The sequence below is a fragment of the Mycobacterium sp. TY815 genome, from assembly GCF_030755135.1.
Classification (GTDB): domain Bacteria; phylum Actinomycetota; class Actinomycetes; order Mycobacteriales; family Mycobacteriaceae; genus Mycobacterium.
On the sequence record NZ_JAUFRX010000002.1, the window covers coordinates 662,010 to 684,966 of the forward strand.

The following is a 22,957-nucleotide window of genomic DNA, read 5'->3' on the forward strand; positions in this document are numbered from 1 at the left end:
AACCTGATGGTCGCGACCCGCCGCGCCCGGCTCCGCCGGGCTTGCGATCGCCACGCAACCTGATGGTGGCGACCCGCCGCGCCCGACTCCGCCGGGCTTGCGATCGCCACGCAGCCCCAACCTGCCGCCTCCACACCCGCTGCCTACGCTCTCTCCTATGGCGTCGGTCAACAGGGTGTACGTGGCACGGCTGCCGCGCATGATGGTGCTCGGCCCGCTCGGCGAATCCTTCGGGCGCGTCCGCGACGTCGTGATCAGCATCAGCATCGTCCGCCAGCAACCACGCGTGCTCGGCCTGGTCGTCGATCTCGCCACCCGGCGCAGCATCTTCATCCCGATCCTGCGGGTCGCGGCGATCGAACCGGACGCGGTGACACTGCGGACCGGCAACGTGTCGCTGCGCCACTTCGAGCAGCGCCCCGGCGAGGTGCTGGCGATGGGACAGGTGCTCGACACCCCGGTGCGGGTCAACGACCCTGACCTACCCGACCTGGCCGGTGTTGACGTCGTGGTCACCGACCTGGGTATCGAGCAGACCCGGACCCGCGACTGGGTGGTGACCAGGGTGGCGGTACGCACCCAACGCCGGCTGGGACGTCGCGGACCAGTGCACGTCGTGGACTGGCAGAACGTGCAGGGATTGACTCCATCGGCCCTGGCCATGCCGGGTCAGGGCGTGGCGCAGTTGCTGGACCAGTTCGAGGGACGGCGGGCCGTCGACGTCGCCGACGCTATCCGGGGGCTGCCCACCAAGCGCCGCTACGAGGTGTTCAAGGCGCTCGACGACAACCGGCTGGCCGACATCCTGCAGGAGCTGCCCGAACTGGATCAGGCCGAGGTCCTGGCGCAACTGGGCACCGACCGCGCGGCCGACGTGCTTGAGGAGATGGATCCCGACGACGCCGCCGACGTGCTAGGGGTGCTCAACCCGACGGACGCCGAGATGTTGCTGACCCGAATGGATCCCGACGACTCCGACCCGGTGCGGCGACTACTCAAGCACTCTCCTGACACGGCAGGCGGGCTGATGACGTCCGATCCGGTCGTGCTCACCCCGGACACCTCGGTCGCCGAGGCGCTGGCCCGACTCCGCGATCCTGACCTGACCCCCGCGCTGGCCTCGATGGTGTTCGTGGCACGCCCGCCGACCGCCACTCCCACCGGCCACTACCTGGGCTGCGTGCACCTGCAGCGACTGCTTCGCGACCCGCCGTCCGAACTGGTCGGCGGCATCGTCGACACCGATCTGCTGACCCTGTCGCCAGAGACCCAGTTGGGTGCGGTCACAAGGTATTTCGCCGCCTACAACCTGGTGTGCGGTCCGGTGGTCGACGACCAGAACCATCTGTTGGGCGCGGTGACGGTGGACGACCTGCTCGACCATCTGCTGCCTCATGACTGGCGCGTGGACGTTCAGCAGCTCGATCCCGCCGGCAGGCCGCCACGGACCGGAGATGCCGTATGAGCAAATCCCAGACGACGCGACGGCTGTACACCCCGCGTACCTCACGCCGCTACACACCGCGGTTGGACCCCGAGACGGTGGGACAGTTCACCGAGTCCATCGCACGGTTTTTCGGCACCGGGCGCTACCTGCTGCTGCAGACGATCGTGGTGATCGTGTGGATCGCGATCAACATGATCGCCATCCAGTGGCAATGGGACCCGTACCCCTTCATCCTGCTCAACCTGGCGTTCTCCACCCAGGCCGCCTACGCCGCGCCGCTGATCCTGCTCGCCCAGAACCGGCAGGAGAACCGCGACCGGGTCGCCCTGGAAGAGGATCGTCGCCGCGCGGCGCAGACCAAGGCCGACACCGAATACCTGGCCCGCGAACTGGCCGCGCTGCGGTTGGCCATCGGCGAAGTTCCCACGCGTGACTACCTGCGTCACGAACTGGAAAGCCTGAAAAACCTGTTGGCGGACGTGCAGACAGCGGTGTCCGACGGTGCTGGGCGCCGTGCTAAGAAAACCAGCTGAGAATGAAGTCGCCCATTGCATTACTCCCGTGACGAGAGTTATGTATGGTGATCTAGTTCACGAAGCTAACAACTGGTCAGTTTCCCGGCGGCTCACAGAATTTGAGGACGGTCGAGGTGCATATTGGGGGACGCTGGGCTGACAACCCGGCCGTCGCGAAGGTGCGACAGACGGCACTTCGCGTCACCCGCACACCGGTTTTCGGCGTCGCCATGATCTCGCCGCTGATCTTCGCCAGCGCGGTCGGTGCCGCAGCGCCGTCACTGCACGGCAAGAATCAACCGCACCGCGCCGCGATCACACCGGTGGCCGCGGTCGGCCCAGCTCCGCACACCGACCTCTCCGGCCCCACCGTCATCTCCATCCAGCGGGTGCCGACCAGCTTCCACGTCGCCGCGGCCACCAGTTCCGCGCCGCCGCCCCCCACCGTCGTGAATACCCCTGGCGCACTGGGGATTCCGATCATGGCGCTGTCGGCCTACCGCAATGCCGAGCAGAAGATGTCGACCGCGCAACCTGGCTGCGGAGTCAGCTGGAACCTGCTCGCCGGCATCGGACGCATCGAGTCGGGCCATGCGGGTGGCGGCGCCGTCGACGCCCGCGGCACCGCGACCAACCCGATCTACGGTCCGGCACTGGACGGCACGCTGCCCGGCAACGAGGTCATCGTGCAGCGGGACCAGGGCAACCGGGTGACCTACGCCCGCGCCATGGGTCCCATGCAGTTCCTCCCGGGCACCTGGGCGCGCTATGCCGTCGACGGTGATGGCGACGGCATCCCCGACCCGCAGAACCTGTTCGACGCCACCCTGGCCGCCGCCCGGTACCTGTGCAGCGGCGGGCTGAACCTGCGCGATCCGCAGCAGGTGATGGCCGCGATCCTGCGCTACAACAACTCGATGTCCTACGCCCAGAACGTGCTGGGCTGGGCCGCCGCCTACGCCACCGGCGTGGTTCCGGTCGACCTGCCGCCGATCACCGGTCCCCCGCCCCCGATCGGCGACGCGCACCTCGAACACCCCGAAGGCCTCGGGCCGAACCTGCCGATGAATGTCACCGGATTGGGTGTCGGCGACCCGATGGGCCAGCACATGCCGCTGATCGACTTCGGGCAGCCACAGATCGTCGCGCAGTACCCGAACCTGTACCAGAACCCGCAGGCGCCGATGTGGCCGTGGATGCCGCCGGCCCAGGTGCCGCAGCCGGCTCCGGTGGCCACTCCGGGCTGCACCCTGATTTGCATCAGCTCGCAAACCCCTGACTCGCTGCCACCGGGCGCCGGCCCCATCCCCAACGGCGGGATCGTCATCGCTCCCGCCGCACCCCCGGCTCCCCCGGCCGCGCCGGCGTTCCCCGACCCGTTCGCCCCGCCACCGATGCCTCCGGCCGCGCCGCCGGCGCCACCCGCACCAGCGGCCCCCGCACCCGCCCCGCCGGCACCGGCGAACCGGGCACCCAACGGCGCACCGACGCCCAAGCCCGCCGGCCCGGCTCAGCCCAGCCCGCCGGCACCCGGAGAACCGGTACTGGCCCCGGTCAGCTGACCGTCGGCGAAAGCCTTGCGGCCGAGCCGCCTAGACTCGGCGTTGATGTCCGCAACCCGAGATGACGCAACCGATCTGACCACGGCTATCCGCTCAGCGCTGGGCAAGGTGATCGACCCTGAACTACGCCGCCCCATCACCGAACTGGGGATGGTCAAGAGCATCGATCTGGGCGCCGACGGAAGCGTGCACGTCGAGATCTATCTGACCACCGCAGCCTGCCCGAAGAAGAGCGAAATCAGCGAGCGGGTGACCCAGGCGGTCACCGACGTTCCGGGTACCGGCACGGTGCGGGTGAGCCTGGACGTGATGAACGACGAGCAGCGCACCGAACTGCGCAAGCAGTTGCGCGGGGATGCCGCCGAACCCGTTATCCCGTTCGCCCAGCCCAGCTCACTGACTCGGGTCTACGCGGTCGCGTCGGGCAAAGGGGGCGTCGGCAAGTCGACCGTCACGGTCAACCTGGCGGCCGCGATGGCCGCACGAGGCCTGTCCGTCGGCCTGCTGGACGCCGACATCCACGGCCATTCCATCCCCCGGATGATGGGCACCACCGACCGGCCCACCCAGGTGGAGTCGATGATCCTGCCGCCCATCGCCCACGAAGTGAAGGTCATCTCGATCGCGCAGTTCACCAAGGACAACACCCCGGTGGTGTGGCGCGGGCCCATGCTGCACCGGGCGCTGCAGCAGTTCTTGTCGGACGTGTACTGGGGCGACCTGGACGTGCTGCTACTCGATCTGCCGCCCGGCACCGGCGACGTCGCCATTTCACTCGCCCAACTGCTGCCCAACGCCGAGATCCTGGTGGTAACCACGCCGCAGCTGGCCGCCGCCGAGGTGGCCGAGCGGGCGGGCAGCATTGCGATCCAGACGCGCCAGCGCATCGCCGGTGTGGTGGAGAACATGTCCGGGCTGACCCTGCCCGACGGCTCCACGATGCAGGTGTTCGGCGAGGGTGGCGGCCGGCAGGTCGCCGAGCGGCTGTCGCGTGCGGTGGGCGCCGACGTGCCGCTGCTGGGCCAGATCCCGCTGGACCCCGCGCTGGTGGCCGCCGGCGACACCGGCGTGCCGATGGTGCTCAGCACACCGGACTCCGCGGTGGGCAAGGAGTTGGGCCGCATCGCCGACGTGCTGTCGTCGCGCCGTCGCGGCCTGGCAGGCATGTCCCTGGGCTTGGACCCGACCCGCCGCTAGGTGGCGCGAGCGGACGCTCAGGTGGCGTCGGAGTCGAACGGGGTGCGTTCGGGCGGGGCAGACGCGGCCGGCGGCTGCGGCGGCTGGGCAGGCGGCTGCTGGGCCGGGGGCTGCGGTGCCGGTGCGTCGAAGTTGCCGGTGAAGATCGAGTCGTCACCGTCGAGTAAGTGCTTGGTCAACGCCGCGCGGGGGGTCATCCCGCGCAACTTCTGCAGTTCGCTGAGCTGGCCGCGGATGTCGTCGAACTCGGGCCCCATGTCCTCGCGAAGCTGGTTGGACACACCGCTGAGGTAGTCACGCGCCTGCCGCAGGGCGCCGGCCGTCCAGCGAATCGCACCGGGAAGCCGCTCCGGGCCGAGCACCACCAGCCCGACCACCACAAGGACGAGCATCTCCCCCCAGCCGATGTTGGCGAACATCAGGTTGGATGGTGCTGACCCGCAGCGCCCGGCTGCGCCGCGCTTGCGATCATTACGGTTGGATGGTGCTGACCCGCAGCGCCCGGCTGCGCCGCGCTTGCGATCATCACGAGCTGGTGTCGGGGTCGGGTTTGACCGTCAGCGTCACATGACGCCCGTCGCGGACCACCTCGATCTGCGCGTCCTGGCCGATGGTCAGCTGCCGCACGGCGACGACGGCTTCGTCGGAGTCGGCGACCTTCCGGCCCCCGATCTTGACGATCACGTCGTTCTCCAGTATTCCGCCCTTTTGCGCGGGTCCCCCGGCCTTCACGTTGGCCACCTGCGCGCCCGAGGCGATCGCGTTGCTCACCGACCGGGTGCTGATGCCCAGCGTCGGGTGCACGATCTTGCCGTCCTTGATCAGCGTCTCGGCGACCAACTTCATCTCGTTGACCGGGATCGCGAAACCCAGCCCGCTGGCGCTGTCGGACAACGATTTGCCCGCACTGTTGATGCCGATCACCTGGGAGTCCATGTCGATCAGTGGCCCACCGGAGTTGCCGTGGTTGATCGAGGCGTCGGTCTGGATGGCGTCCAGGACGGTGTCGGTGTCAGAGCCCTCGCCCGACAACGGAACCGGGCGGTGCAGCGCGCTGATGATGCCGTGCGTGACGGTGCTGCGCAGACCCAACGGGGCACCGGCCGCGATCACCTCGTCGCCGACCCGCACCTTGTCGGAATTGCCGAGCCGCGCCACGGACAGGTTGTCGACGTTGTCGACCTTCAGGACGGCCAGGTCGGTCTTGGGGTCGCGGCCGACCAGGCTGGCGGGCACTTCCTTGCCGTCGTTGAAGACCACGGTCGTCTTGAACTGGCTGGGGTTGTTGGCGGCTTCGGAGATGACGTGGTTGTTGGTGACGATGTAGCCACGACCGTCGATGACGACGCCGGAGCCCTGCATCCCCTCCTGGTCGCTCTTGGACTCGATCGTCACCACCGAGTCGGCGACGGCGGCCGCGACCTTGGTGAACCGCCCGGCCGGCTCTTCGGCATTGCCCGCGGTGGACAGCGTCACCTTCGAGGTGGTGAACGCCTCGACCACTTCGGCGGTCTTGCGGCCGATCACCCCACCGATCGCACCGATCGCCAGCGCGATGATGAGCAGCACGGCCAGCGCGAGATACGACACCTTGCCGCCGAACAGCACATCGCGGACGCCGAGCTTGCCGCTGTGGCGCAGTTCGCCGTGGGTGACGATCGGAGGCAGCGCCGGAGTTCCCAGCGCAGCGGCCGCGTCCGGATCGCGCCAGGGATCCTCGGGCTCGTCGGGCTCACCATTCTTCTCGCCGGCCAGCGCAGCGGCATCGATCGGATGACGCTGCAAAGTCTCGGTGCCGCCGAACGGACGACCGAAGGCCTCGGCGAGCACCGGGTCGGACGGCTTGTCGTGCGGCCGGAACTCGGACTGGTCCCGATACTTCTGCGGACGCACCCGATCGGCGACGAAGGAACCCTGCTGCCCGGCCGGACGTCCGAACGTCTGACGCGAGCCAGGGTCCACCGGCGGCCGGTAAATGGGACGCGGCGCCAGCCGTTCGGTTTCCTGGCCGCTGTTGTTGCCTTCGTCGGAGCTCACGGTTCCTCTTCTAGATCCGTTTCGGGGCCCGGCACCGGGCCGGCCGTATACGCAGCGAAGAACCGCACGGCCCTGGAAGTTGTGCTGTCCACCCTAGTATCCACGGATCCCCGCCGGTCGGCATGAACCCACGCGAGGGCCCGCGCAGGCACCCAAACCCCAAGCTAGCGGCGCTTCCGGTGATCATCGCGCTCGGCAAAGTCATCCGAGAGCGGCAGGGTTTCCTCGTGTGGGTAGTGCGGAATTTCGGACAGCAACCCGAGCAACGAGCTGGGAATGCGGATCGGGTGGGAGTCGCGCAGCGCAGCCCGCGCGCGGCTGTGGTCGTCCACCTCGGCCGCGCACTGGGCGCAGAGCGAGAGATGGTGCGCGGCGCGCAGGTGTGCGTTCATCCTCAGCTCGCCGTCGACGAACGCGGCGATGGCCTCGATGGAGAGGTGCTCCGTGGAACCGAAGCGGCGCGGCGCACCTACCGGGGCATCGCTCTGGGAGGCGAATTGGGCGGGTAGCCACGAGAACGCACGCCGGAACACATCTCCCCGGTCGGCCATTACCAGCTCCTTCCGCACCCTATTGAGCCATTTGTATCTCGAATGTAGCGCGGTGTGCTGCTTGATAACCATGATCGGACCTTTAAACCCCGGAATTTGGGATCAGTTGGCAACCGTGCAGTGGCCGAAACGATGATCAGCCTGCGCCGGTGACTCAGCTGGCCGACCGCATCGAGCGGTCGTCGTGCAGGCCGAGTTCGGGATGAGCGGCCAGGTAGTCGCGGAGCGCTTGGCGCCCCCGGTGAATCCGGCTGCGCACGGTGCCGAGCTTGACGCCCAGGGTGGCGCCGATCTCCTCGTACGACAGGCCTTCGATATCGCACAGCACCACCGCGGCGCGGAACTCCGGTGGCAGCGAGTCGAGCGCTGCCTGCAAGTCCGGACCGAGCCGCGAGTCGTGGTAGATCTGCTCAGGGTTGGGCTCGTCGGCCGGCACCCGGTCGTAGTCCTCGGGCAGCGCCTCCATGCGGATGCGGGCGCGGCGCCGGACCATGTCGAGGAACAGATTCGTGGTGATGCGGTGCAGCCAGCCTTCGAAAGTGCCGGGCTGGTAGTTCTGCACGGACCGGAACACCCGGATGAAGGTTTCCTGCGTCAGGTCCTCGGCGTCGTGCTGGTTGCCCGAGAGCCGGTAAGCCAGCCGGTAGACGCGGTCGGCGTGCTGACGCACCAGTTCGTCCCAGGACGGCATGGTGGCCTTGTCGCCGGTCGCGTCGAAAATCGCGGTACCAAGCAACGCGTCAGATGATTCCACCCAGTCGCTCTCGGCAACCTGTTGCGGGTGCGACATGGTGGTCGGGCTCAAAGTAGTGATGGTCAATTCCTCCGGCTTTCCCCTGCCATCCAGGGTCGGCATTTCCTCACTCGCCGAAACACGAAGTTCCCATCCCGTATTCCCGCTCCAACCTCCGCCGCGTTCCATACGGCCTACCGTCGCGTACCCGAGTGTGGGCCAGGTATGAGCAGTCTGAGCTTTAGCTGAGAAACCATACTGTTACCTGGGTTGTCCAGGGGTTATGGAGTTTGCTATGAGGTGCGTCGCCCGGCCGGGTCCGGGCGTGTCGGCGCCGGTTCCCACGGGCGCGCCTGAGCGACGCCTCCGGCGGTTGGGCATACTCTGCGGACATGGAGGGCACGTCCAACAACAGTGACGAGACTGGCCACGCGACTCGGAGCAGGGCGGATTCGCTTGTGGCGCACGCCGAAGAGTCGATATCGGAGGACGCGATCCTGGCCGGCACCCGGGAACGCGCCGTCGACAGCGGCGCCGGCGCGGTCACACCCGCGGTGGGAGCGCTGCTGAGCCTGCTGGCGAAGCTGAGCGGCGGCAAGGCGGTTGCCGAGGTCGGCACCGGGGCGGGCGTGAGCGGGCTGTGGTTGCTGTCGGGCATGAGCGACGACGGCGTCCTGACCACCATCGATATCGAACCGGAATATGTCCGGCTGGCCCGTCAGGCGTTCGCCGAGGCGCACATCGGACCGTCGCGCACCCGGCTCATCAGCGGGCGCGCTCAGGAAGTGCTCACCCGGCTCGCCGATGACTCCTACGACCTGGTGTTCATCGACGCCGATCCGATCGACCAGCCGGAGTACGTCGTCGAAGGCGTCCGTCTGTTGCGATCCGGCGGAGTCATCGTCGTGCATCGCGCGGCACTGGGCGGGCGGGCCGGCGATCCCGAGGCGCGGGACGCCGAGGTGGCAGCCGTCCGTGAGGCGGCCCGGTTGATCGCCGAGGACGAACGGCTGACGCCCGCGCTGATACCGCTGGGTGACGGCCTGCTGGCCGCCGTCCGCGACTGAGCGTCAGGCGCCGAGCAGGGTTTCGGCGACCGCGAACGGGAAGTGGACGGTCGCGGTCGCGACTTCGCGGACGCCGTCGCGAACCGCGTTAACGATCGTCGCCGGGTTGCCGGTCAGCAGGGCCGCCCCGACGTCGTAACCCGCGTACTGCGGTGCCGTGACGAAGTTGCGCACGTCGACGAACAACTGGGTCGGCAGGTCCGCCGGCCCCACCGGGGCGCCGTTGTAGCTCACCATCGTCCAACCTGTTGCGGGGCTGCCCTGGACCACGACGACACCGGTGTTCGGCAAGCTCCGGGTGAGCAGGAACAGCGGGTTGGGGTTGTCGACCATCATCATGGTCCCGGTCTCGATGGTCAGGGCGCTGGAATAGGCGACGACGGCGTGGCTGGGAGCCGACGCGCCGACGTTGTACATGGTTTGCACCGCGGAGTCGAAACCGGCGGCGAAGTTGAGCCCGGTCGGGTTCGTCGACAGCGGGGCCAGCATCGGGAACGCCGGCAAGCCGAGAGTCCACACCAGCGGGCCGCCCAGATACAGCAATCCCGCCGGAATCTGCGGCAGGTCCTCGAACAATCCGGCGTTGATCTCGTTGAGACCGGGCAGCACGACCGCGGCCGGCTGTCCCAGGTAGGCCACCAGCGCCGCTGCCGTTTCCTGGGTCCTGATCATCTGCGAGTCGAAGATGCCGGCGAAGATGCCCTGGCCGTTGAGCACATTGGCGACGTTGGCCGCTTGCAGCACGCCCGTTGCGTCCAGCGGCGGGCCGGGCACGGCTGTATCGAGAATGCCTGCCACGTTGCTGGCCGTCTGGCCGTGCCGCACGAACTCGATGGTCACCAGTTGGTCGTTGAGGACGGGGACGGTGGAACCGCCCAAGCCGATGAACAGACCCGGGAATCCGCGGGCGCCGCTGGCCCCGGTGGGGGTGCCGGCCCCGCCGGCGCCGCCGTACCCGCCGTCGCCGAACAGCAACGCCTGGCCGCCGGCCCCGCCGGCACCGCCGGGATCGCCCAGGAGCAACGCCGCACCGCCCAGCCCGCCCCGGCCGCCATTGCCCATCAGCAGGCCGCCGACACCCCCGGCGCCGCCCGCGCCACCGGCCCAGCCCGTCCCGCCGGTGCCACCCGTACCGATCAAACCGGCATTGCCGCCAATTCCACCGTTCAGCGGCAGCACACCCCCGGTCGGTGAATAGCCGGACCCGCCGTCGCCGAACAGCAAGCCGCCCGCTCCACCGTTGGGGCTGAGCGCGGTTCCGGCGACGCCGTTACCGATCAGGTCGCGCCCTAACAACGCCTGAGTGGGTGCGTTGATGATCGGGTCGACCGCCTGGCCGAGCGGGCTCGCGATCCAGGTCTGCCCGGCTTGGTGAATAGGCTTGTAGATAAGGGCCTGGAATGCGCCCGAGGTGATTTCGTTGAGTGCTTCCAGCGGAGCGGAGGCGGCACCCCCACCGAGCAGTGTGGCCTCCAACTGCGCGAGGATCGCCGCTTCGGCGCCGCCGTAGGAGGCCGCGGCGGCGCCGAGGTTCCGCACGAATTCCTGGTGGTACACCGCCGCCTGCGCCGCCGCCGCCCGGTAGTCGTTGGCGTGCGTTCCGAACAAGCTCGCGATCGCGACGGACACCTCGTCGGCAGCGGCCGCGGCCAGTCCGGTGGTGGGGATCGCCGCGGCCAGATTGCCGGCTCCGACCGCCGCTCCGACCTGCGCGGCATCCGCCGACGCAGTTTCGATCATGTCCAGTGCCGCGACCACAAATGACATTTCGCTACTCCTCGATGCGTAATTCGGCCCGACCGACATCTTGGCACTGGATACGGAAAAAAGTCGGGAAATCGGCGGAGTTTTGGCCGTCGCCGTCAGGAGCCGCGCAGCCCCGCGATCCCGGTGTCCAGGGCCGCTTCCAGATACGACAGGTCGCCGGTGGCGAGCATGATGCCGACGCCGCCCTGAATTCCCGCCAGCAGTGCCGCCGCGGCCTGGTCCGGGTCTACGCGTGCGGACACCTTGCCGCTGTTCTGCATCGAGCGGATTCCGGTGGCGATCGCATCGTGCCATTGCGAGATCAGCTCGACGGTGACGGCCTGTGCGCCAGGGGTGGTCCGGCCGATCTCCGACATCAGCACCGCGATCGGGCAGTTCTGCCCCTGACGGCGGTAGCGGTCCACCACGGCGTCCCGCCATCGTTGCCAGGCCGCCCAGGAGGTCAGGGCTCCCAGGTGTGGTTGCTGGTCTTCGATCACCATCGCCGACTCGTATGCGGCGACCGCCAGCAGCAGCTGGTCCTTGCCTTCCGGGAAGTAATGGAACAGCTGGCTCTTGGACGTGTGGCTGCGGGCCATGATGTCGTCCAGCGTGGTCATCGCGATGCCGTGGGCCCGGATCTCGCCGGCCGCGCCCTCGATGATGCGCTGGCGGGTGGCCCGGCCCTTCGCGGTCAATTTCTGGACTTGTGAGTCCATTTCGAAAACGGAACTCTGTGGACTCATGAGTACAAACAGTACGCAGTTATCCGAACGCACGGCATTGGTCACCGGTGCCACCGCCGGTCTGGGCGCCGCCATCAGCCGTGCGCTCGCCGCCCACGGCGCGCATGTGATCGTCAACGGGCGCAACGCTTCCCGTGGCGAAGCCGTCGTCAATGACATCGTCGCGTCAGGCGGACGCGCGACCTTCGTCGACGGCGACCTGGGAGCGGGCACCGACGGGATCGCGGGCATTGCCGAGCGCGCCATGAAAGCCGCCGACGACCACCTCGACATTCTGGTGAACAACGCCGCCACCCTGCTGATGCCCACCGCCACCGCCGATATCAGCGAGCAGGAGTTGACCGATGCGTTTGCCGTCAACGTGTTTGCACCCTTCCTGCTGACCGGCCTGATCGCGCCGCAGATGGCCCGGGCGGGCCGGGGTGCGATCGTCAACATCGGTTCCATCACCGGCCTGCGCGGGTCGGCCGGTTCGGCCGTCTACTCCGGCACCAAAGCGGTTCTGCATTCCTTCACCAAGTCGTGGGCCGACGAATACGGACCGGCCGGGGTGCGGGTGAACGCCGTCGCGCCCGGACCGATCGCCACTGAACGCGCGCTCGAATTCGCCGACAATGTCGGGCCGATGCTGGCGCGCATCCCGTCGCGCCGGATGAGCACTCCGGCGGAGGTGGCCGCTGCAGTGGTGTTCCTGAGCGGCAACGACGCCGCCAACATCCACGGCACCATCCTCAGCGTGGACGGGGGATGGGCGGCAGTGTGAGCCCATCCCCTGCGATTCAGGCGCGGTTGAAGAAGCCGGACTGCCCGACGCCCGCGTTGAACGCACCCGAGTCCGCACCCGGACCGGTATTGCCCACACCCGAGCTGTGCTGGCCGGTGTTGAAGAATCCCGTGTTGTAGTAGCCGGCATTGCCGAAGCCGATGTCGTGGTTGCCCGCGTTGAAGAAGCCCACCTTCAGTCCACCCGCGCCGCGGTTGAAGAATCCGGTGTCAGTACCGGCGTCGCTGGCGTTGAAGAAGCCCGCGTTGTCCTCACCGCCGCCGGAGTTGCCCCAACCCGAGGCGTAGCCACCGGCGGATGTGTTGTTCAGACCCGAGTTGAAGTTGCCGAAGTTGAAGAAGCCGGAGTTGCCCGTGCCCGAGTTGCCGAAGCCCGAGTTGCCGGTGTGAATACCGGTGCCGCCGAAGCCTGTATTGACGTCACCCGAATTGAACAGACCGGTGTTGGTGTCACCGGAATTGAACAGACCCGTATTGGTGAAGCCGGTATTGAAGAAGCCGGTATTGCCGGCCAGTCCCAGGAAGCCCTGACCGAACACGGGATCCGTACCGCTGCCCCCGGCGTTGAAGCCGCCGGTGTTGCCAATGCCGGTGTTGGACCAACCGACGTTGCCGAAGCCGGCGTTGAACGAGCCCACGTTGTGATTGCCCGCGTTGAACAAGCCCACGTTGTGGCCGAACAGCGAAGTACCGCCGGAGTTGAACGCCCCCAAATTGCCGTTGCCGGAGTTGGCCAGCCCCATATTCGTACTGCCGGCGTTGAACGACCCGGTGTTGAAGCTGCCGGCATTGAACAACCCGGTGTTGGTGCTGCCGGAATTTCCGAGGCCGAAGCTAGTGGCACCGGAATTGAGCAGCCCGACGTTATGGACGCCGGTATTGCCGAAGCCCAGGTTTGCGCTGCCGGAGTTGAAGAATCCGGAGTTGCCGGCGCCGGAGTTGAACAGGCCGGTGTTGGCGCTGCCGGAGTTGAAGCCGCCGAAGCCGATCTGGTTGTCGCCGGTAAGCCCGATGCCGATATTGCCGTGCCCGGTGTTGGCGAGCCCCAGATTGCCGTCGCCGGTATTGGCGAAGCCGGCGTTGAAGCTGCCGTTGTTGCCCAGCCCGAAATTCCAGGCGGCGTTATTGGCGTTGAGCCCTCCGATGCCCATCTGGTTGTTGCCGGTGAGACCGATACCGATGTTGTTGTTGCCGACATTGCCCAGACCGAAGTTGTTGAGGCCGATGTTTCCGATGCCGGTGTTGTAGCTCCCGAGGTTGTTCAGGCCCACGTTGAAGGCAGAAGCCGTTCCGGTTACCGCCCCGGCCAAATTCCCGTTTCCGAAACCGAGATTGCCGGTGCCGACGTTGCCCAGTCCGACATTGAACTGACCGATGTTGCCCAGTCCGATGTTGTAGGTAGCCGCACCGGGATACGGCGCGCCGGCCGCGCCCAGAGTCGCGTTCCCGTTGCCGGCACCGATATTGAACGAGCCGTAGTTGCCCAGGCCGAAGTTTCCGGTGCCGTTCCCCGGGCCGCTGTTGCCCGCGCCGACGTTGAAGCTTCCGACGTTGCCGCCCCCGACGTTGAAGTCTCCGATATTGCCGATCCCCAGGTTGAGGCCTTGATTGAGGCCCACGTTGAGGCCCTGTGCGAGCTGCTGAAACGGTGCCAGCTGCGCGGCGGCGGCGGACACCCCGGCGTGGTAGCCCGACATCGCGGTCACATCCTGGGCCCACATCTGTTCGTACAGCGCCTCCGCAGCCGCAATCGCCGGTGCGTTGAAGCCGAAGATGTTCGACCGCACCAGCGAAACGAACTGAGTCCGATTTGTCGCCACCAATTGCGGATGCACCGTTGCCGCACGCGCCGACTCGAATACCGCAGCCACCACATTGGCCTGACCGGCCGCCGCTTGGGCGTGGGCCGCCGCCGTGCTCAACCATGACGAATACGGCGCGGCCGCGGCGGCCATCGCCCTCGAGGCGGCGCCCTGCCAGGACGCCTGCACCACATCCGACGTCACCGAGTTGAAGGACTCCGCTGCCAACGCCAACTCGGCGGCCAGCCCGTCCCAGGCCGCCGCCGCTGCCAACATCGGCCCCGAGCCTGCCCCGGAGAAGATCTGCGCCGAAGTGATCTCCGGCGGCAACATCAAGAAACTCATCACGCCCCCACGAATTTTCGGGCCGACTTATTCGCCCCTGGCCGCTGCCCCCGCACGACCCGGGACAAACCGTACCGAAAAGCAGAGTGCTGCGGACCATTTCGCGTGATCTCCGGTCCGTCCACGTCTAGCTGGGGCCTACCCCCTTGACCGCGGCTGAACGCTCGTTTAGTGTACTGAACATGCGTTCAGCCGATCTGACTGCCGTGGCCCGGATTCGCGATGCGGCCATCGCGCAGTTCGGTGAGCACGGATTCGGCGTGGGAGTGCGCCGCATTGCCGAGGCAGCGGGCGTGAGCGCGGCTCTCGTCATTCACCACTTCGGTTCCAAAGAGGGCCTGCGCAAGGCTTGCGACGAATACGTCGCCGAAGAGATCCGCAGCAGCAAGTCAGAGGCGATCCAGTCCAACGACCCCGCCACGTGGCTGGGACAAATGGCCGAGATCGAGTCCTACGCACCCTTGATGGCCTACTTGGTGCGCAGCATGCAGTCCGGCGGCGAACTCGCAAACATGTTGTGGCAGCGGATGATCGACAATGTCGAAGCATATCTCGAGGAAGGCGTGCGGGCCGGCACCGTCAAGCCGAGTCGTGACCCGCAGGCCAGGGCCCAGTACCTGGCCATCACCGGTGGTGGCGGCTTTCTGCTATACCTCCAGATGCATTCCACCCCAACGGATTTACGCACAGTATTGCGCGACTACGCAAACGACATGGTGTTGCCCGCCCTCGAGGTGTATTCCGAGGGCCTGATGACCGACCGCACCATGTACGACGCGTTTCTCGCAGCGGAGAACCAAGGAGGGTCACATGACAACTAGCCACCAGGCGCCCATCGATGTTCGCGGTCTCACCAAGAACTTCGGCAGTGTGCGGGCACTCGACGGCCTCGACCTCACCGTGCACGAAGGCGAAGTGCACGGCTTCCTGGGACCCAACGGCGCCGGCAAGTCGACGACCATCCGCATCCTGCTCGGTGTGGTCAAGGCCGACGGCGGCGCGGTGCGGCTACTGGGCGGGGACCCGTGGACCGACGCCGTCCAGCTGCACCGCCAGATTGCCTATGTGCCCGGGGATGTCACACTCTGGCCGTCGCTGACCGGCGGTGAGACCATCGATCTCCTCGCACGGATGCGGGGTGGCATCGACCAGCGGTTGCGGGCTGAGCTCATCGAGCGCTTCGAGTTCGACCCCACCAAGAAGGTGCGCACCTACTCCAAGGGCAACCGGCAGAAGGTTTCGCTGATCTCCGCGTTCTCGTCGCGGGCCCGGCTGTTGCTGCTCGACGAGCCGACCAGCGGGCTGGATCCGTTGATGGAAAACGTCTTTCAGCAATGCGTCGCCGAAGCACGCGACCGGGGCGTCACCGTTCTGCTGTCCAGTCACATCCTGGCCGAGACCGAAGCGCTCTGCGAGCGGGTGACCATCATCCAGGCGGGCAGGACGGTCGAGAGCGGGTCACTGGAATCGATGCGCCACCTGAGCCGGACGTCCATCAAAGCCGAATTGATCGGCGACCCGGGCGATCTCTCCCGGATCAAGGGCGTGGCGGACGTCAGCGTCGAAGGCAACACGGTGCGCGCCCAGGTCGACGGCGAAAGTCTCGGCGAACTGATCCGGGTGCTCGGCGACGCGGGCGTGCGCAGCCTCGTCAGCCAGCCGCCCTCACTGGAGGAACTGTTCATGCGCCACTACAGCACCAACGGCGACCGCGACGCGAAGGAGGTGGCCGCGCGATGAGCACCGCGCATGCAGACCGGCCAACCGTTGTGCCGCAACGTGGTTCGCTGCTCGCGGGGACATTCGGATTGTTGCGGCTCTACCTGCGCCGCGACCGGGTCGTCTTGCCCCTGTGGGTGCTGCTGCTGTCGCTCCCGTTGGGAAGCGTGTATATCGGCAGCATCGAAAAGGTCTACTCCACCGCGGCCGAGCGAGCCGGGTTTGCGGCGTCGATCATGGCAAGTCCCGCGCAGCGCGCGCTCTACGGCCAGATCTACAACGACGGGCTCGGCGCGGTCGGCATCTGGAAAGCCGGGATGTTCCACACGCTGATCGCGGTCGCGGTGATCCTCACCGTGATCCGCCACACCCGGGCCGACGAGGAAACCGGTCGCGCCGAACTGATCGACTCGACCGCGGTAGGCCGGTACGCCAGCCTCACCGCCGCGCTGTTGTTGGCGTTCGGCGCCTGTGTGGCAACCGGTTTGATCGGCGCCGCGGGGCTGCTCGCCACCGACGTCGCGCCGGGCGGTTCGGTGGCGTTCGGCGCGGCGCTGGCCGCGTCCGGGCTGGTCTTCACCGCCGTGGCGGCGGTCGCCGCGCAGCTCTCGCCCAGCGCCCGGGTGGCCCGGGGCTTTGCGTTCGCGGTGCTCGGCGCGGCATTCACGCTGCGCGCGGTCGGCGACGCAGGCTCGGGCGCTCTGTCGTGGTTGTCTCCGCTGGGCTGGTCGCTGCAGGTGCGTCCGTACGCCGGTGACCGCTGGTGGGTGTTGCTGCTGCACCTGACGACGACGGCGGTGCTCACCGCCCTCGCGTACCGGCTGCTGGCCAGCCGCGACGTCGGTGCCGGACTGTTCGCCGAACGCAGCGGCCGTCGTACCGCCTCAGCGGCGCTCGCGGGAGTGTTCGGCCTGGCGTGGCGCCTCGATCGCGGCGCACTGGTGGTGTGGACGGTCGGGCTGTCGTTGTACGGGCTCCTGATCGGCAGCGTCACCCACGGGATCGGTGACGAGCTGGGCGGCGCGGCCGGACGGGATATCCTGGCGCGACTGGGTGGAACCAGCGCGCTGGAAGAGGGATTCATCACCGTCGGGTTCGGCATGCTGGGCATGATCGCGGCCGCATTCGCGATCTCGTTATCGCTGCGGGTGCACCAGGAGGAGACCAGTCAGCGCGCCGAAACCCTGCTCTCCGGATCGATTTCGCGCACCCGCCTGCTGGCAAGTCATCTGCTGATGGCACTGGGCGGGTCAACGTTGGCCATCATGCTGGCCGGTGCGGCCGGCGGGCTGGCCTACGGCATGGCCGCCGGCGACGTCATGGGCAAGCTGCCCACCGTGGTGGGCACCGCGGCCGTGCAACTGCCCGCCGTGTGGCTGCTGTCGGCAGTGACACTCGTATTGTTCGGCCTGACACCGCGATTCACATCCGGCGCGTGGGGTGTGCTGGTCGGATTCGTCGCGCTGTACCTCCTCGGTTCCCTCTCGGGATCGCCGCAATGGATGCTCGACCTCGAACCGTTCGCGCACACCCCGCGCGTGGGCGGGGATTTCACCGCAGTGCCGCTGCTGTGGCTGCTGGCCATCGACGGCGCATTGATTGCGCTGGGCGCCATGGCTTTCCGTCGGCGGGACCTGCGGTCATGAAAACGGTCGTCAAAATAGTCGCGTCGCTGCTGTACGGGGTGGTTCTCTACAGCGTGCTGGTGTTCGTGCCGGCCGGGACGTTGCATTACTGGCAGGGGTGGGTGTTCGTCGCAGTCGCGATGGGCGCGACAACGGTGTCCACCGTCCGGCTGGCGGTGACCAACCCGGCGGCGTTGCGGCGACGCATGCGGGGTGGACCGCGCGCCGAGGGCCGGACCGTGCAGAAGGTCCTCGTGACCGGTTTGTTCCTGGCGTCCATGGGGGTGATGGCATTCAGCGCGTTCGACCACCGAATGGGCTGGTCCTCCGTCCCGGCGTGGGTGTCGGTGGTCGGCGACGTGATGATCGCCGCCGGACTGGGTGTGGCCCTGCTGGTGGTGATCCAGAACAGTTATGCCGCGGCAACGATCACGGTCGAGCAGGGGCAGACCCTGACCTCCGACGGCCTGTACGGGATCGTCCGGCACCCGATGTACAGCGGGTCGCTTGTCATGATGCTGGGCATCCCGTTGGCCCTCGGCTCGTACTGGGGGCTGCTGATCGTGCTCGCGGGTGTCGCGGTGCTGGTGCTGCGGATCCTCGACGAGGAGAAGCTGCTCAACACCGAGTTGGCGGGATACCGCGAATACACCCGGCAGGTGCGCTACCGCCTGGTCCCCCACGTCTGGTGACGGGCGCCCCGGTGGGCCGAGCAGACGCAAATTCGCGCTGGAACAGGCGTTCCAGCGCGAATTTGCGTCTGCTCGCGCGGGGCACCGCGGCGCGTCTAAGGTAACGGCGTGGCCAGAGACCCGGCACCCGCCCTCGACCGGCCCTGGCGGCGGCCCGACGCCGCGAAGTATGCGCGGCAACGGCTTCGCAGTATCGCCCGGCCGCCGGTCACCGTCACCGATCCGCCGTCGGACATCGTCGTCGACCGCGACATCGAAGTGCCGACCCGCGACGGAACTGTGTTGCGGATCAACGTCTTCCACCAAGGTGAGCGAACGCCACGGCCCGTCCTGCTGAGCATCCACCCCTACGGCAAAGACGACCTGCCCCGGCGCCGGCGCAACCGCTGGACGTTCTCTCCGCAGTTCCGCGCGCTGCGTCAACCCGGACCGCTGACCTTCTCAGCCCTGACCGGATGGGAAGCCCCCGATCCGGCGTGGTGGACCGGGCAGGGCTTCACGGTCGTCAACGCCGATTCGCGCGGATGCGGGCACTCGGACGGCACCGGCAAGCTGCTGTCTCATCAAGAGGCCGAGGACACCTACGACCTGGTGCAGTGGATCGCGGACCAGCCGTGGAGTGACGGCCGGGTCGTCATGCTGGGCGTCTCGTACCTGGCCATCAGCCAGTACGCCGTCGCCGCCCTGAACCCGCCCGCGCTCCGGGCCATCTGTCCGTGGGAAGGACTCACCGATCCCTACCGCGACCTGACTTTTCCCGGCGGGGTCCGAGAGTTCGGCTTCACCAGATTGTGGTCATTCATGGTGAATCGGACCCGGCAAACCTACAGCCTGAAGGAACTGCAGGAAGAGCATCCGCTGCGCGATGACACGTGGCGAGCGCTGACGCCCGATCTGCCGGCCATCACGGCACCGATGCTGGTCTGTGGCAGTTTCTCGGACAACAATCTGCACACCCGCGGGTCGATCCGGGCCTTCACCCAGGCCGGTTCCAGCTTCACGCGGTTGTACACCCACCGCGGCGGCAAGTGGCGGGAGTTCTACTCCGAGCACGCGCTGAGCGAGCAGCTGCGGTTCTTCCGGACCGCGCTGGACGGCGCACCGGTGTCGCGCAGTGTGCGGCTGGAAGTGCGCGAGGACCGCGACACCATAGTCTCGGTGCGCGAAGAGAACGAATGGCCGCTCGCCCGGACCCGCTGGCGACGGCTGTATCTGTCCGCTGCCGGAGCCCTGTCCCCCGAGCCGCCCACCACTGCGGGCAGCATTACGTTCCAAACCCACTCTCGTGCAGCATCATTCAACTGGACGGTGCCACAGGACATCGAGTTGAGCGGCCCGATGGCGGCGCGGCTGTGGGTGCAGTTGGACGGCTTCGACGACGCCAACATCTTCGTAGGCGTGGAGAAGTGGCGCGACGGGCGCTACGTCGGGTTCGAAGGTTCGTACGGCTTCGGCCGCGATCGGGTCAGCACCGGCTGGCAGCGGGTGTCGTTGCGCGCAATCGACCCGGAGCTCTCCACGCCGTGGGAGCCGGTCCCGGCCTGCGACCGAGCGCAGCCGGTGCGTCCGGGTGAGGTGATCGCACTGGACGTGGCGCTGGGCCCGTCGGCGACCCTGTTCCGCGCCGGTGAGCAGCTGCGGTTCGTGGTCGGCGGACGCTGGTTGTTCCCGCGCAACCCGCTCACCGGCCAGTTCCCGGCGGCCTATCCCGATCCGCCGCGCGGTCTGGTGACTTTGCGCTGGGGCCCGCGCTATGACGCGCACCTTCTGATCCCCGAGATCCCCTAGGCGGCGCCACTGCCCGGCGAGCGAGGGGTCCGGTGCCGCGCGTCCGCTAGATCCAGACGCCCTTGCCCACCGCGACCACGCCGCCGGCGCTGATCGCGAAACGCTCCCGGTCCTTCTCCAGGTCGACGCCGACCATCTCGCCGGGCCCGACGACCACGTTCTTGTCCAGGATCGCGTGGCGCACCACCGCGCCGCGGCCGACACGGGCCCCCGGCATGATCACGCTGCCCTCGACGATCGCGCCGTCGTCGACCACGACGTTCGACGACAGCACGGAGTTACGCACCGACGCCGCCGAGATGATGCTGCCGGCACCCACCACGGATTCCTGCGCCGAGCCGCCGTTGACGAACTTGGCCGGCGCCAGGTTCTCCGACTCCCCGCGGATCGGCCAGCGCTTGTTGTACAGGTTGAACACCGGGTGCACCGACACCAGATCCATGTGCGCGTCGTAGAACGCGTCCAGCGTTCCCACATCGCGCCAGTAGGCCCGGTCGCGGTCGGTGGCACCGGGCACCTCGTTGTCGCTGAAGTCGTAGACGGCGGCCAGCCCGTCCTCGACTAGTCGCGGGATGATGTCGCCGCCCATGTCGTGGTCGGAGTGGTCGTCGTCGGCGTCCGCGCGGATCGCGTCGATCAGCACCTTGGTGGTGAAGATGTAATTCCCCATCGACACGAACGTGCTCGACGGGTCGTCGGGGGTGCCGGGCGGATCCAGCGGCTTCTCGATGAAACTCCGGATCCGGCCCGACTCGTCAGAGTCGATGCAGCCGAAAGCGCTCGCCTCGGTCCGCGGCACCCGGATGCCGGCCACGGTTGCGCCGGCCCCACTGTCGATGTGGAACCGCACCATCTGCTCGGGGTCCATCCGATACACGTGATCGGCTCCGAAGACCACGATGTAGTCCGGGTCTTCGTCATGGATGAGGTTGAGCGACTGGTAGATGGCGTCGGCCGAACCCGTATACCAGCGCGGCCCGAGGCGTTGTTGGGCGGGAACCGGAGTGATGTACTCCCCGGCCAAACCCGACAGACGCCAGTTCTGCGAGATGTGACGGTCCAGCGAGTGCGACTTGTACTGGGTGAGCACACAAATCCGCAGATAGCGGGCGTTGACCAGGTTGGATAGCACGAAGTCGATCAGCCGGTAGGCCCCGCCGAAGGGAACCGCGGGCTTGGCGCGGTCGGCGGTCAAGGGATAAAGCCGTTTGCCCTCACCACCGGCCAGCACGATGCCGAGCACGTGCGGCGCTTCCCTCATGGCACAAACCTATCGGCAGCCACGAACCGCTGCCACCGGTAGGTCCCCGAATGTCCATTGGCTAGATAAACGAATATTTAAATAAGTTGGCGCAGTTCCAGCCCTTTCCGGCGCGCTCGTCAGCAGCCCGCCCTGCGGGCTGCATCGTCGCCGAACTACGGTTCGGGTATGCGGGTGGCGATGATGACTCGGGAATACCCTCCGGAGGTCTACGGCGGAGCCGGCGTACACGTCACCGAACTGGTATCCCAATTGCGCAGGCTGTGCGCTGTCGACGTGCACTGCATGGGAGCCGAACGCCCCGGCGCCTTCGCCCACCAGCCGGATCCCCGCCTGCGCGGTGCCAACGCGGCCCTGTCCACCCTGTCGGCGGACTTGGTGATGGCCAACGCGGCCAACGCCGCGACCGTCGTGCACTCCCACACCTGGTACACCGGCATGGCGGGCCATCTGGCCAAGCTCCTGTACGACGTCCCGCACGTGCTGACCGCTCATTCACTGGAACCCCTGCGGCCGTGGAAGGCCGAGCAACTCGGCGGCGGCTACCAGGTGTCGTCTTGGGTCGAGCACACGGCCGCACTGGCCGCCGACGCGGTCATCGCCGTCAGCTCGGGCATGCGCGACGACATTCTGCGGGTGTACCCCACCATGGACCCCAACGCGGTGCACGTGATCCGCAACGGAATCGACACCGAGTTCTGGCACCCGGCCGGTCCCGTCCACACCGGCTCGGTGCTCGCCGAGCACGGGGTTGACCCGAACCGGCCCATTGTCGCGTTCGTCGGGCGCATTACCCGCCAGAAAGGCGTCCCTCACCTGGTGGCGGCGGCGCATCAGTTCAGCCCAGAGGTTCAGTTGGTCCTGTGTGCCGGCGCTCCCGACACCCCGGAAATCGCGGAGGAAGTGCGCTCGGCGGTCGCCAGGCTCGAACACAGCCGCACCGGGGTGTTCTGGATACGCGACATGCTGCACAAGACGAAGCTGCGCGAAATACTCACGGCGGCAACAGTTTTCGTCTGCCCGTCAGTGTACGAGCCGTTGGGCATCGTGAACCTGGAGGCAATGGCCTGCGCGACGGCGGTGGTGGCCTCCGACGTGGGCGGTATCCCCGAGGTGGTTGCCGACGGCGTCACCGGGTCATTGGTGCATTACGACGCCGACTACCCGGCGGCGTTCGAGGCGCGGCTGGCCGAGGCGGTCAACGCACTGGTCGCCGATCCCGACCGGGCGCAGCAATACGGCTACACGGGTCGTCAGCGCTGTATCGAGGAATTCTCGTGGGCCCACATCGCCGAGCAGACGCTGGACATCTACCGGAAGGTGTGTGCCTGAGCGGACGGG

General features: G+C 67.6%; 20 protein-coding genes. 12 read left to right on the top strand and 8 right to left on the bottom strand.

All coding sequences use genetic code 11. The features are described from left to right. The first annotated feature begins 157 nt into the window (after window positions 1-157). The 4 genes from QXK92_RS22580 to QXK92_RS22595 all read left to right on the top strand — a co-directional run bounded on the left by QXK92_RS22580 (window position 158) and on the right by QXK92_RS22595 (window position 4,721). A complete protein-coding gene (locus QXK92_RS22580; protein WP_306245383.1) occupies window positions 158-1,465 on the top strand; it encodes a magnesium transporter MgtE N-terminal domain-containing protein in 1,308 nt (435 codons plus the stop codon). Beyond that, window positions 1,462-1,980 (top strand): DUF1003 domain-containing protein, encoded by a 519-nt coding sequence (locus tag QXK92_RS22585; protein WP_306245385.1) that lies wholly within the window; start codon window positions 1,462-1,464, stop codon window positions 1,978-1,980. Before QXK92_RS22580 ends, QXK92_RS22585 begins: the two co-directional genes overlap by 4 nt. Window positions 1,981-2,096: 116 nt before the next feature. After that, window positions 2,097-3,524, top strand: a complete 1,428-nt coding sequence (locus tag QXK92_RS22590; protein ID WP_306245386.1) for a lytic transglycosylase domain-containing protein — start codon at window positions 2,097-2,099, stop codon at window positions 3,522-3,524. A gap of 45 nt (window positions 3,525-3,569) precedes the next feature. Next, window positions 3,570-4,721 (top strand): Mrp/NBP35 family ATP-binding protein, encoded by a 1,152-nt coding sequence (locus tag QXK92_RS22595; protein ID WP_306245389.1) that lies wholly within the window; start codon window positions 3,570-3,572, stop codon window positions 4,719-4,721. Between the two features lie 17 nt (window positions 4,722-4,738). On the opposite strand, the gene tatB is transcribed toward QXK92_RS22595, so the two are convergent. From tatB to sigE, 4 genes are all read right to left on the bottom strand, one after another. Next, on the bottom strand, window positions 4,739-5,140 hold the full coding sequence (tatB, locus tag QXK92_RS22600; protein ID WP_306245390.1) for a Sec-independent protein translocase protein TatB: 402 nt from the start codon (window positions 5,138-5,140) through the stop codon (window positions 4,739-4,741). Between the two features lie 106 nt (window positions 5,141-5,246). Next, window positions 5,247-6,758, bottom strand: coding sequence for a S1C family serine protease (locus QXK92_RS22605; RefSeq protein ID WP_306245391.1), 1,512 nt, complete (start codon window positions 6,756-6,758; stop codon window positions 5,247-5,249). Between the two features lie 164 nt (window positions 6,759-6,922). Then, window positions 6,923-7,309 carry an anti-sigma E factor RseA gene (gene rseA, locus QXK92_RS22610; protein ID WP_306245392.1) on the bottom strand — a complete coding sequence of 129 codons (387 nt, stop codon included), beginning with the start codon at window positions 7,307-7,309 and terminating at the stop codon, window positions 6,923-6,925. A gap of 154 nt (window positions 7,310-7,463) precedes the next feature. After that, window positions 7,464-8,231: an RNA polymerase sigma factor SigE gene (sigE, locus tag QXK92_RS22615; protein WP_306245394.1), complete on the bottom strand. Its 768-nt coding sequence runs from the start codon at window positions 8,229-8,231 to the stop codon at window positions 7,464-7,466. A 203-nt stretch (window positions 8,232-8,434) separates the two neighbouring features. On the opposite strand from sigE, the gene QXK92_RS22620 reads away from it, so the two are divergent. Next, the gene (locus QXK92_RS22620; RefSeq protein WP_306245396.1) at window positions 8,435-9,109 is read left to right on the top strand and encodes an O-methyltransferase; all 675 of its coding nucleotides are present in this window, start codon (window positions 8,435-8,437) and stop codon (window positions 9,107-9,109) included. 3 nt (window positions 9,110-9,112) lie between these two features. On the opposite strand, the gene QXK92_RS22625 is transcribed toward QXK92_RS22620, so the two are convergent. Both QXK92_RS22625 and QXK92_RS22630 read right to left on the bottom strand, forming a co-directional pair. Continuing rightward, a complete protein-coding gene (locus QXK92_RS22625) occupies window positions 9,113-10,876 on the bottom strand; it encodes a PE domain-containing protein (protein ID WP_306245397.1) in 1,764 nt (587 codons plus the stop codon). A gap of 95 nt (window positions 10,877-10,971) precedes the next feature. Then, window positions 10,972-11,574 (bottom strand): TetR/AcrR family transcriptional regulator, encoded by a 603-nt coding sequence (locus QXK92_RS22630; RefSeq protein WP_306245399.1) that lies wholly within the window; start codon window positions 11,572-11,574, stop codon window positions 10,972-10,974. A gap of 25 nt (window positions 11,575-11,599) precedes the next feature. Between QXK92_RS22630 and QXK92_RS22635 the strand changes: the two genes are divergently transcribed. Continuing rightward, window positions 11,600-12,364 (top strand): SDR family NAD(P)-dependent oxidoreductase, encoded by a 765-nt coding sequence (locus tag QXK92_RS22635; RefSeq protein ID WP_306245401.1) that lies wholly within the window; start codon window positions 11,600-11,602, stop codon window positions 12,362-12,364. Window positions 12,365-12,380: 16 nt separating this feature from the next. On the opposite strand, the gene QXK92_RS22640 is transcribed toward QXK92_RS22635, so the two are convergent. Further along, on the bottom strand, window positions 12,381-14,531 hold the full coding sequence (locus QXK92_RS22640) for a PPE family protein (RefSeq protein WP_306245403.1): 2,151 nt from the start codon (window positions 14,529-14,531) through the stop codon (window positions 12,381-12,383). Window positions 14,532-14,713: 182 nt separating this feature from the next. Here QXK92_RS22640 and QXK92_RS22645 point away from each other — a divergent pair, with 182 nt between their 5' ends. From QXK92_RS22645 to QXK92_RS22665, 5 genes are all read left to right on the top strand, one after another. Further along, window positions 14,714-15,352: a TetR/AcrR family transcriptional regulator gene (locus tag QXK92_RS22645; protein WP_306245405.1), complete on the top strand. Its 639-nt coding sequence runs from the start codon at window positions 14,714-14,716 to the stop codon at window positions 15,350-15,352. Next, on the top strand, window positions 15,342-16,271 hold the full coding sequence (locus tag QXK92_RS22650) for an ABC transporter ATP-binding protein (RefSeq protein WP_306245407.1): 930 nt from the start codon (window positions 15,342-15,344) through the stop codon (window positions 16,269-16,271). The genes QXK92_RS22645 and QXK92_RS22650 overlap by 11 nt, the downstream gene beginning before the upstream one ends. Continuing rightward, window positions 16,268-17,896 carry an ABC transporter permease gene (locus QXK92_RS22655; protein ID WP_306245409.1) on the top strand — a complete coding sequence of 543 codons (1,629 nt, stop codon included), beginning with the start codon at window positions 16,268-16,270 and terminating at the stop codon, window positions 17,894-17,896. The genes QXK92_RS22650 and QXK92_RS22655 overlap by 4 nt, the downstream gene beginning before the upstream one ends. Next, window positions 17,893-18,567 (top strand): isoprenylcysteine carboxylmethyltransferase family protein, encoded by a 675-nt coding sequence (locus QXK92_RS22660; protein ID WP_306245411.1) that lies wholly within the window; start codon window positions 17,893-17,895, stop codon window positions 18,565-18,567. Before QXK92_RS22655 ends, QXK92_RS22660 begins: the two co-directional genes overlap by 4 nt. A 108-nt stretch (window positions 18,568-18,675) precedes the next feature. After that, complete coding sequence (locus QXK92_RS22665) at window positions 18,676-20,355, top strand: CocE/NonD family hydrolase (protein WP_306245413.1); 1,680 nt, start codon at window positions 18,676-18,678, stop codon at window positions 20,353-20,355. A gap of 46 nt (window positions 20,356-20,401) precedes the next feature. Here QXK92_RS22665 and glgC read toward each other — a convergent pair whose 3' ends face one another. Beyond that, window positions 20,402-21,616 (bottom strand): glucose-1-phosphate adenylyltransferase, encoded by a 1,215-nt coding sequence (glgC, locus tag QXK92_RS22670; RefSeq protein WP_306245415.1) that lies wholly within the window; start codon window positions 21,614-21,616, stop codon window positions 20,402-20,404. Window positions 21,617-21,784: 168 nt separating this feature from the next. Between glgC and glgA the strand changes: the two genes are divergently transcribed. Beyond that, window positions 21,785-22,948, top strand: a complete 1,164-nt coding sequence (glgA, locus tag QXK92_RS22675; RefSeq protein WP_306245416.1) for a glycogen synthase — start codon at window positions 21,785-21,787, stop codon at window positions 22,946-22,948. Window positions 22,949-22,957: the final 9 nt, after the last annotated feature.